Origin of the sequence: Agitococcus lubricus, from assembly GCF_003051055.1 — a bacterium.
In the GTDB taxonomy this organism is placed as follows: domain Bacteria; phylum Pseudomonadota; class Gammaproteobacteria; order Pseudomonadales; family Moraxellaceae; genus Agitococcus; species Agitococcus lubricus.
Genome location: NZ_QAON01000019.1, coordinates 18,737 through 29,067, shown reverse-complemented (window position 1 = coordinate 29,067; position 10,331 = coordinate 18,737). Strand labels below are relative to the sequence as shown.

Annotated in this window: 9 protein-coding genes; 8 read left to right on the top strand and 1 reads right to left on the bottom strand. The window is 37.5% G+C overall.

Annotated features, from left to right (window positions below; all coding sequences use genetic code 11):
• The first annotated feature begins 15 nt into the window (after positions 1-15).
• From C8N29_RS14510 to C8N29_RS14480, 7 genes are all read left to right on the top strand, one after another.
• Positions 16-399: a CsgE family curli-type amyloid fiber assembly protein gene (locus C8N29_RS14510; protein ID WP_170107005.1), complete on the top strand. Its 384-nt coding sequence runs from the start codon at positions 16-18 to the stop codon at positions 397-399.
• Between the two features lie 45 nt (positions 400-444).
• Positions 445-840 carry a curli assembly protein CsgF gene (locus tag C8N29_RS14505; RefSeq protein ID WP_170107004.1) on the top strand — a complete coding sequence of 132 codons (396 nt, stop codon included), beginning with the start codon at positions 445-447 and terminating at the stop codon, positions 838-840.
• A 44-nt stretch (positions 841-884) separates the two neighbouring features.
• Positions 885-1,790 carry a hypothetical protein gene (locus C8N29_RS14500; RefSeq protein WP_107866791.1) on the top strand — a complete coding sequence of 302 codons (906 nt, stop codon included), beginning with the start codon at positions 885-887 and terminating at the stop codon, positions 1,788-1,790.
• 371 nt (positions 1,791-2,161) lie between these two features.
• A complete protein-coding gene (locus C8N29_RS14495; protein ID WP_239987183.1) occupies positions 2,162-3,118 on the top strand; it encodes a CsgG/HfaB family protein in 957 nt (318 codons plus the stop codon).
• A gap of 12 nt (positions 3,119-3,130) precedes the next feature.
• Complete coding sequence (locus C8N29_RS14490) at positions 3,131-3,688, top strand: hypothetical protein (protein WP_107866789.1); 558 nt, start codon at positions 3,131-3,133, stop codon at positions 3,686-3,688.
• A 493-nt stretch (positions 3,689-4,181) separates the two neighbouring features.
• On the top strand, positions 4,182-5,696 hold the full coding sequence (locus C8N29_RS14485; protein ID WP_170107003.1) for a substrate-binding domain-containing protein: 1,515 nt from the start codon (positions 4,182-4,184) through the stop codon (positions 5,694-5,696).
• A gap of 352 nt (positions 5,697-6,048) precedes the next feature.
• Positions 6,049-7,479, top strand: coding sequence for a site-specific integrase (locus tag C8N29_RS14480; RefSeq protein WP_107866787.1), 1,431 nt, complete (start codon positions 6,049-6,051; stop codon positions 7,477-7,479).
• Positions 7,480-7,557: 78 nt separating this feature from the next.
• On the opposite strand, the gene C8N29_RS14475 is transcribed toward C8N29_RS14480, so the two are convergent.
• The gene (locus C8N29_RS14475; protein WP_107866786.1) at positions 7,558-8,331 is read right to left on the bottom strand and encodes a hypothetical protein; all 774 of its coding nucleotides are present in this window, start codon (positions 8,329-8,331) and stop codon (positions 7,558-7,560) included.
• A 249-nt stretch (positions 8,332-8,580) separates the two neighbouring features.
• Between C8N29_RS14475 and C8N29_RS14470 the strand changes: the two genes are divergently transcribed.
• Positions 8,581-10,089: a hypothetical protein gene (locus C8N29_RS14470; RefSeq protein ID WP_146164477.1), complete on the top strand. Its 1,509-nt coding sequence runs from the start codon at positions 8,581-8,583 to the stop codon at positions 10,087-10,089.
• Positions 10,090-10,331: the final 242 nt, after the last annotated feature.

Genomic DNA, 10,331 nt, shown 5'->3' with positions numbered 1-10,331 from the left:
AGAATGAAAAAATTCATGTGTTTGCTGTTTAGTTGCATAGTCAGTACCCATTTACACGCAGACGTTGAACTGAATGGCTTATTGTTGAATCAAACACGAACATTTGCAGGGCAGGCTTTTTACGTCGCATTTGTGGATAATTGGCAAGTACTCGATAGTCAAGGTCAATACAACTTAGTGATTGTTGAACGTCCATCGGCACGCAGTGGTAGTCAGATTAGTGTCAAATACGGCGAACAAATCATCTACCAACAAGTGCTGCATTTTAATGCGCAGAAGGCACAAAGAGCAGGTCAAGCAGCCGCTAGCGTTGTATTTGAGCGGGTTATGAATGAGCAGGTGGAGCAGGTGCTTTCTACAAATCCTGACATGGCTCAAGACGAAATTAAACTGAACTGATTTAGGTAGAGATGAATGAATAAGCGGTATTGCATCATAGGGTTCATGTTAGTTGCCAATACAAATTATGCAGGCCCCTTGATTTATACACCTATCAATCCCTCTTTTGGGGGTAATCCTGCTTATGGTTCTATTTTATTGGGTGAGGCGCAAGTACAAGACCAACATAAAGCGCCTGTAGAACCTAAAAAAGTAGACTCTGCCTTAGAGACATTTAATAAACGCTTACAAACCGCCTTAATTAATCGGCTGACCACGAATGTGATTTCTAGTGTTGTCAATGGTACGGGTAAAGTGCAACCTGGTATCGTAGAAACGACGGATTTTAAAGTGGAAATAACCGATATTGGTCAAGGTTTACTAAGAATTACGACAACGTCTAAACTCACCGGACAGGTTCAGACGTTTGAGTATGATCAAGAGGCAGAGAGTAGCCTCTAAATACTTTAACTTAAGTTTAAATTCAATTCCCAGAGGAAGCGAAAATGTTTAAAAAGAACCTGTTAGCGATTGCTGTATTAACAATGAGCAGCGGTGTGGTGTTAGCCGATAACGAAGCCTATATTAGCCAAGGTGATGATACGGGCACAGCCAGTATTGCCACCGTTGAGCAAATTTATACCGATGTCGCCAGCGCACATTTTGGTATGATTGTTCAAAATATCACCGACACAAGTACAGCTACTGTGTATCAAGGTTTAACCGATACAGCGGGTGCAGCAGGCACTGTTGACCCAACAGCACCCACGATTACAACACCATTAGGCACAACAATTGACCCTACCTTAGCGGCTTTTGCAGATTTATTATCTACACCTTATGAGCCATTAACAGGCGCTGTGACTAACTTTGCTTTAGTAAAACAAGACGGTGCTGCCAATGCCATCGCTACTATTTATCAAGTAACGGGTGATGAAGTTGCCGATATCGACAATGCAGGCATTGCCTCTGTGACTGACCCTGTCAGTGGTAACACGGTGGGTATCGATGCAGGTACATTGACCGATGGTATTAATGAAATTGAACCAGGTGTGGTATCTGGTACAACCGATGCTAACTCTGGCAATATTGCCGCCATTTCTCAAGGTGCAGAAGTCACAGACCGTGCAGGTAATGTGTTAGGTATCGCCGCTCAAGGTGATGCAAGCGATAGCGAAATTGCGTTAATTGTACAAATGGGTACAGGTAACATGGCGCAAATTTTACAAGCGGGTGATACACAGTTTGCGGCTATCATTCAAGACGATACCAATAACGATGCGTATATTGCTCAGTATGGTGGTGCAAGCAACAGTGCAACTATCACACAAACAGCCGTTCAAGATATTGCCACCATTTATCAAGCAGGTGATGGTAATACCGCCCGTATTTATCAACATCCCGCTTTGTAATGTAGTCTAGGGCAAGACATATTTGGATATATTTGTCTTGCCTATCATAGCTACTTAAAGGCTAAAGATAGGGTAGTCATTTACCGTATAGGATGAGAGATAAAGGATGAACGCAATACTGGCAGGTAATTAGCAGTTTGCGTACGTGTAGATGATGCAGACAAGGATGTTGTTATAAAGGCTCCCTTTAGGTTTGCCAGCACTAAAGGGAGTTTTTATATTGTTATCGTAGGTATGCTGTGTCATAGCGTATGTATGTTGAAAAGCAGTATGAATTTTAATTTTAGAGACGGTAGCGCACAATGTTGATAAATAACATAAAGCCTTTGTTATTATCCCTCATCATGGTTCATTTAACGGCATGTAGTGTCATGAATACCAAGCCGTTAGAAAGTTTCGGTACTGCAGAATTAACACCCAATACCAATATGACGCGTGAATTAAATAACCTTCCACTGCCACGCGGTAAAATCGTCACCGCAGTTTATGGTTTCAAAGACCAGTCTGGACAATATAAAGCCAATCCAGACAGTAACTTTTCGACGGCTGTCACGCAGGGTGGCACATCTATTTTGGTGAAAGCGCTCAGAGACTCCAAATGGTTTATGCCAGTAGAACGTGAAAATCTACAAAATGTATTAACCGAGCGCAAAATTATTCGTGCTATTGAACAGCCAAACGATTCGGAGACTAAAAATCCCATTAAATTACCCACATTAATGGGCGCGAAATTATTAATAGAAGGTGCAGTTGTTGGTTATGACTCTAATATTAAAACAGGGGGTCTAGGTGTTAAGTACTTAGGTGTTGGTTCGGCAGGCCAATATCGTGCTGACCAAGTCACGGTGAATCTACGTGCTGTAGATGCCAATACAGGTCAAATATTACATACCGTTTCAACCACAAAAACGGTTTATTCAACCCAATTAACATCGGGTGTTTATAAATTTATTTCCTATAAAAGTTTGTTAGAGGCAGAAGTCGGCACAACCTTAAATGAGCCTGTACAAATTGCTGTGCAAGAAGCGATAGAGGCCGCAGTTGTCAATTTAATTGTAGAAGGTATTGATAACCGAAGTTGGTTATTGGCAAATGATAGTGACAAAAATGCACCTATTTTTCAACGCTATCGTCAACAGCGTATGGATAATCTGGCCTTAAATGATACGCAGGATAAAGCTAAAAAAATAAAGCCTACCATGTTAAATGAGGTTGATAATGCCTTCGATAGCACAAAAATTAAAGAACAAAATAAGCTAAAGACAGAGCAAATTAAACGTGTTCCTATATCGTCTGAGGCGAAGAGTCAGGCCTTTAGTTTTGATTAATGGAGTGAAGGTATGAGCAAAAAATATGGTTATGTATTAGCGGTTCTGATATCGCCTGTTTTTGCCGCCGACCCGTTAGATGTGCAAGACATAGACTTAAAAGCCGATAGTTTTAGAGCTGCCAATACAGGTGCAATGCCTGTGACTTATGAAGATGAAATTCTTATTCATCAAATTGGCATAGCAAATTATGCACGCAGTGAACAATTTGGCGTGATTGAGGCGAATGCGAGTATTAGACAAACAGGCAATCATAATGCATCAGGCACTTATCAGGCAGATGGTGTGAGCAACCTGATTAATCTCACTCAGCAGGGCGATAATAACTTTGCCTTGATTAGTCAGTCGGGTGACATAAATAGTGCCAATATCAACCAATTAAATGATAATAATCGTCTCACCTTAGACCAACAAGGGGCAAATAATACGGCTAATATAGACCAGTTTGGTAACTCATCGCTCATATTTAACCAAACGGGAGACCAAACGGCTAATATTACGCTTTCTAATACCGCGCAAGGCAGTATTACTCAAATATCACCCACACTCACTTTAGATATTCAAAATTAATATTATTATCATTAAGCCGCTTCACATATAATTACAGGGAGTCTAAAAAGAATAGACTCTTAAAAAATAATAGGACGCCTCTATAAGACGTTTTTAGCCACAGCTATACCGCGTTTATCTCACCAACCTTAGCGATTACTAAAATATAGCGTACAACGAAAGTTGATTTATATGTTTGCTGTAAGTAGTCGCTGATAGATAATAATGACTACTCATCAGACTATCATTTGATTCTGTGTTGAATCAGACGCAGATAGATGGCGCTCTCTTATATGGCAGAAGATGACTGGCCTAGAGTTGAATTATGTCTTTTTTATTAACAATTTATTAATTTTCTAACTTGTTTGTATGTGTTTTTTTGTCATAAAAAATACATGGTTTTGTAGTCTAAATTTCAATCAAATGCAATGTTTGTTGCCTAAACTCCCTGCCAGTCATGTAAGTCCGGTACATGGCCAAATTCATTCTAACAAACCCAACAGGGGAGAGAACCATGACCCGTTTAACTCGTATTGCTGCGGCTATTGCCACTGTGATGGTAGTGCCTGTATATGCAGCCAGTACTCCGCCAGTAGCCAATGGGACTATTTATGGTGGTGGTGCAACATTGCCAGTCAGTGCTTATGTGGGTGGTGCATACTTAAAGAGTAACCCAGCCAAACGTTTAAGTGTTACCTCGACGTCTGCAAAAGTATTAGAAGCCGACCCAGCCGACCCTAAATCTCTATTTGGTAATTTTACGGTAAATGGTGTGGGCGGCGACAAGACGAAGTTATATAAAGTGTCTTATTGTGGTACTGGCTCTGGTTTAGGTCGTAATGTCATTCGTGGTACAGCAGATGCGACTGGTACTTGTGGTGATTATAATGGTAATCCAACTGGCTTTTCTGCATTAACTGCGGCGGCTGACTTTGCAGGTACAGACGCACCTTTCTCTGCAACAGAATATAACTCTTTTGCCACTGGCCCACGCGCTGCTCGTGTAGCACCTGTGCAATTTCCAGCCGTTGCTGCTTCTATTGCCATTGTCTATAATAATGCTGATTTAGGTAATACCACTTTAAATTTGACTGAGTCGCAAATTTGTCAAATTTTTGCAGGTCAAATTACTAACTGGAATCAAATCAATCCCGTATTACCCAGCAAAACAATTAAGTTAGTACCACGTTCTGACAGTTCTGGTACAACCTTCTCCATGACCAACCATTTATCTGCGGTATGTCCAACAGCCGTTCCTAACGCTGTGACAGGTTTTCAAACCCAAAATACCTTTACCGGTATCAGTGGTTTGCCAGCAGGCTCTGTGCCTGCAAGTGGTAACGGTGGTGTAGTCACCACGGTTCTAGCCACAGACGGTGCGATTGGTTATGCTGATATTGCAGACGGTAAAATTCGTGCTGCGTTAGCAGGTGGTCAATTATTACGTCATGCCACGGTTTCTATTAAGCCAGACGTTGCTGCTTATACTGAAACTGTGATTCAACGTAATGCCGACGGCACACCAAAAATCAAAAATGGTGCAGTTGTAACGAAATTAGTTAAGTACAAAGCACAAGTCTTCAAAAAGCACGACCCATTAAAAAACTTACCTAAATCTGTTGCCTTAACATCTGTTGGTAATAAAGCATTAGGTGCTAATGATGCGAATGGTCGTCCAACCTTAGTAGATTTAACACCCATCTCGGGTTCTACATCGGGTTGTATGCAATTAGTTGACCCATCTTCTTATGCTAAACCAGCGATTAACGCTAAAAAAGGTGACTACGTACAATATCCTATTATTGCAGTTAGTTACTTAACGGGTTATGAGGCAGGTTATGCAGCAGGTGGTGATACTGCTAAGGCGGATGCAGTACGTGCTTTATTTAAATTACCTTACGGTATCAGTAGCAAAGTGAAAACTATTGGTTCTAAAACGGGTTTTGCTGGCTTAACCTTGACGTTGACCAATGCCCCTACAGGCGTTACGACAGGTTCAGCTTTAGTGGATGCCTGTGTGAAAAACTAAGTATAGATAGGACATATCGCATAAAAGGACGTTTTGGAATTGATGGATAAAGGATACAATAGCAAGGATGCTTTTTGCACAACGTGGATTGTCTTGTGTACAAAAATAGAATGATGTTTTGGCGTGATATGGACTAATGCCGCTAGGCTAAAACAAGTTAACCCATAAAAAAGGCTTACAATTTTGTAAGCCTTTTTTTATATGGTGGGTCTGCACGGACTTGAACCGTGGACCAAAGGATTATGAGGGCTTTTCTATATTATCCATACTTGTTCCATGATGTTTATTTGGTTATTATAAATCAATAGCTTACATGATGACTCAGTCCAATGCTGTCTTATATTGACACATCTTGTTTGCAAATAACAGTGACCAAATCAGTGACCAATTTAATGGTGAAAATATGGCACGAGCCACATTAGCTTTGACAGAAAAGAGTTTAAAAGAACTCGTAGTAGAAAGTAGTGAAAGGGCAAGTATCAGTCATAAAGACCCAGGTATATCAGGTTCATTAATTGCTAAGCGCAGAGTGCTGCAAAGTGAAATTTTAGTTGTATTCTTTTTTCGTAATCAATCAATTGGCTATGACCAAACCCGACAAATTGGAGTGTGGGCAGGGGCTGGCCGCAATAAGAGCGATTATGGGGTAACTCTAAAGGAAGCATTGGCTATCTATCGTGAATGGGGTGAAATAGCTAAGAACCATCCTGATATTAAAGCTTATTTTGAAGCACAAGAATTACGCCAAAAACAAGCCGACGAACACGCGGCAAAATTAGCTGAGATTGAAGCTCGTAAGGGTACAGTGGCTCACTTATTGGAGGCTTATCGTGCATCTTTAGAAGGGCGACATGCTTATCGCGAAACTGAATCCATTTTTAGACGATTACCTGATAGTTTTTTAAATTTATATGCCAAAGATGTAAAACCTGAAAATATTACTAAAATTATTTCTGATTATTTAAAAGCTCCGCCCACAGGTGGAGGGATTGGTAACACCAGTAAAACAAATGCGAGTGCTAATAAACGAGTAACAGGAGATAAATTAAGACGTTATTTACAAGCAGCATTTAATTTTGGTATGCAAGCTGATAATGATCCATTACATCATGTTCAATCTGGTAGAATATTCGGTATTAATTATAATCCAGCCTCTGCTGTAAAAAGAATAGATCCTGATAATGCAAATACTCGCTCATTAACCAATGATGAAATGCGATTTTTGCTAGAAGAAATTAATAAACTTAGCCCTCTAAATAAATCTCTTGCATTAACTCATATTTATTTTGGCGGCCAGCGTATTCAGCAATTATTCAAAGTTGAATGGGCAAATATTGATGATAAAGGAATTATATTAATTGATAAAAAAGGTAAGGGCAAAACAAATAAAACAAGTGAGCATGTATTGCCTATTACACCTAGAATGAGAGAAATATTATCATTATTTTATATGGCAAATAGACAAGCACCAGGCCCTTTTTCTTTAAATGGTCAAATTTTGGTTAATCCAGGTACGATTACCGATTTATTTGTTTCTTTAAATAGTAGTCTTATTAAACAGGGCAAAGCACAAAAATTTTCAGCTAAAAATATTCGAGTTACTTGCGAAACATATTTAAGTTCGCAAGGGGTGGATAAACAAAAAAGGGCATGGTTATTATCTCATGGTAGAACAGGAGTGCAAGATAAGCATTATGATCGTTATGATCATTGGCAAGAAAAATTTGATTTATTGGTTATATGGCAAATCTATTTGGACTCCCTCTATCTAAATAATTGTTGATTTAATATATAGAGTAAAAGGAGTTAATTTTAGTGACTGTCAGATTAAGTCGGAGATAATATTCAGCTAAATCGGTGTTTACACAGACTGATTTACAGAATCATTATTTTTTTCGTCGTCAGTCTTTGCTGTTACATCACCAAATATATCGATTTGACTGGCTTTTAAATTAGACCGAAAGAATCCAAGTTTATCTTTAATTTGTTTGTTAATAATCGTTTTGCGCTTCTGGAATTTTGATTCTATAGCCTTGTAGTCGTCTGTCACTATAAATGGCGTATAGTGCATTTTTTCAAAAATATGTTCGTACTTACATAAATCTTTTAAAACTTCTTCAAAAACTGCTTCTTGACACTTTTTTAATATATTCAGTTTTTTTATTTTTTCTGCATCACTATTTTGGGTAACTAGGCTTGGAACCCTGACTGTAGATGGCTTAATTGACTCTCTAAGTTGAGCCTCAAGTTGTTTTTTGAACTGGGCAACATCATTGATGATATGTTCCAATGTTTGACTAAGAGGCTGTTCACCAGCAATATTTTTTAACTTGCCTTGAATGCTCTTGTCCATGACAAAGCTATAGTTTTTTTGGTTATCTTTATTTTTAAGATGCCTGTTACGTCTTTGATCTTTTGCAGCCTTCATTAGTTTATGTAAGTTGATGGCCTTATCTTGATTATGCCATTTTCTGATGCTATCAATGGTATTGAAAAGTACATCTTCTAGATTTTCATTTTGTGGAAATCCATAGTTGTCAATTAATCCCTTCTTATTTAAATAGTTAGTTGCCCACTCTACTTCATCTTCATTTTTATAGTCTAACCAATCAAAAAGACTCTTTTTTTTGTTCATTTTTTGCACCACTTTGGTTGTGTTTTTTACTATATTACACGTAACAAACTTAGCTTAAAACGTATATTTACATAGTAACCATACACGTATATTTTTAGAATCATTACCAGTAGGTTTTTTTAGGTTAAATATGCTTATCTGGAAGGCCTATATGATATATAGTGTCACTATTACTAATTTTCTTTTATGGAAGGTGGCTTGATGTCTAATTCGTTCCAATACACAAAAGCGATCTTATTGGATACTTCGTTGAAGTTATCAACCGAAGAGAAGTATTTTTTAATTAGGCTTGTTGATACTTATGGCTATGAAAAATTAAAGACCAATTACTTTGTAGATAAGACTATTAATGAGCTTGAAGAGCTTTTGGGGATGAGTGATTATTTAATTGCAAAAACTAGAGATAGCTTAATTGAGAAAGGCTATCTCATAGAACCTGAAATAGTAGGTTACACCAAAGTAAGTCGTGGTCGACCAAGAGTCAGATTCGCGTTTGCTACATTGATAGTTTCAATGATAAATAAATTAAGCAAACATAAGATTGAGGATGACCATGCTCAGCGCATTGAGTCCTTACTTTTATGGAATGATAAAGGCGAAAGCCATAAAGAATTAACACCAAGCAATCGCATTCTATTGGCTGTGTTGTACGCCCATGCTAATCCTTGTGGAGCTGTTTATAATCTTGGTGTGATGCAGATGGCTAAATTATCGGGCTTAAAAACGAGGGATAGAACAGAAGGTCAATTAGAAAAACTGACAAAATTGTGTTTTATTTTGGATAGGGTGTCAGGTACAACTGGTAAGTATTTTTTTGGCAATGTAAAAGGCGAGATTTTTCTGAATATATTTAATGACGGACTTAGGAGGAGTGGGGCATCTGCGAATTTAATCTTATTTTTGTATAATTTTAATCATGAATATACCAAGAATTGGTCTGCTGATAAATTATTAGTACACTCAAATACAAGACTTACAAAGGCCTCTATTAATGAAAAAACTGTAAATCATTTGATGTTTTGTTTATCGGATATAAAAGCCTTAATTAATAATGAGGTTTTGGTAAATTCTCTTGCATGGAAACGAACAGTCATCTTGCCTGATTGTAGTTGGTGCAGTGATTTGACTGATGAGGCAAATATGGTGATGCATTCTATTGATGAACATCGTTTATTGCCCTTATTGTTAGATTCTTCTTTGAATACCCCCGCATTAAAAAAATTATTACAGCATAAAATTCATTATTATGCCTCGATGATGTTATCCCGACATTGGAATAAAATTACCCCCAAGCTAATTATAATCCAACCATTATTCGATGAGTTGATAGAACAGCTGATTTCAAAAAAAAATAAAATTAATTTATTAGAGCTGGCAACGTTATTAGTTGCAGATGTAGAGGTGAAAGAACAGTTAGTGAAAGAATTAAATGAAAATTTAGTTGAGTTTTTTCACTATTGTATCTATCAGTTAATTTTTGAAACGGCTTTTCTCACAAAAGGACTTTTAGAAATGTTATACAAGGGTGAAGCTGTTGATTTTAACAGTGCAGTTTATAGTATTTTGTCGATAGGCTATGATTCTAATCGTAGAATGAAAAATTTCGGTGTCATCGCAAAATTTGCTAATAAAAGACCTTGTCATACCTATAAAACAATAACACTTCATAGAAACAATCCAGTAATTAGTAATTTTCAGGATTTAAATTTTCTGCAAGATGACGAACATAAAGCGTTTCGATTTTATGTTAAAAGCTAATTTTTAAGTTTTATCTCAGCTAACTTTCTTACCTTCTTTGTAGCCCTAAGTGACGGCATAGACCCTATAAAAATTCACCATCAAAATGATGATGAATTTGGTGGGTAAATAATATTATCTCATCCCCTATACCCATAAATATTATTAATATAATCAATACTTATTACATAGTAATAGTGAAACCTATTTAACCTATAAGATTAGTAAGCTAGTAAAAAATAATCTTAAAGAGAGTTCTGTCT

Coding starts and splice junctions, on each gene's coding strand:
- C8N29_RS14510 (WP_170107005.1), top strand. CDS start 16: ATGTGTTTGCTGTTTAGTTGCATAGTCAGTACCCATTTACACGCAGAC.
- C8N29_RS14505 (WP_170107004.1), top strand. CDS start 445: ATGTTAGTTGCCAATACAAATTATGCAGGCCCCTTGATTTATACACCT.
- C8N29_RS14475 (WP_107866786.1), bottom strand. CDS start 8,331: ATGAACAAAAAAAAGAGTCTTTTTGATTGGTTAGACTATAAAAATGAA.
- C8N29_RS14495 (WP_239987183.1), top strand. CDS start 2,162: ATGAATACCAAGCCGTTAGAAAGTTTCGGTACTGCAGAATTAACACCC.
- C8N29_RS14485 (WP_170107003.1), top strand. CDS start 4,182: ATGACCCGTTTAACTCGTATTGCTGCGGCTATTGCCACTGTGATGGTA.
- C8N29_RS14500 (WP_107866791.1), top strand. CDS start 885: ATGTTTAAAAAGAACCTGTTAGCGATTGCTGTATTAACAATGAGCAGC.
- C8N29_RS14490 (WP_107866789.1), top strand. CDS start 3,131: ATGAGCAAAAAATATGGTTATGTATTAGCGGTTCTGATATCGCCTGTT.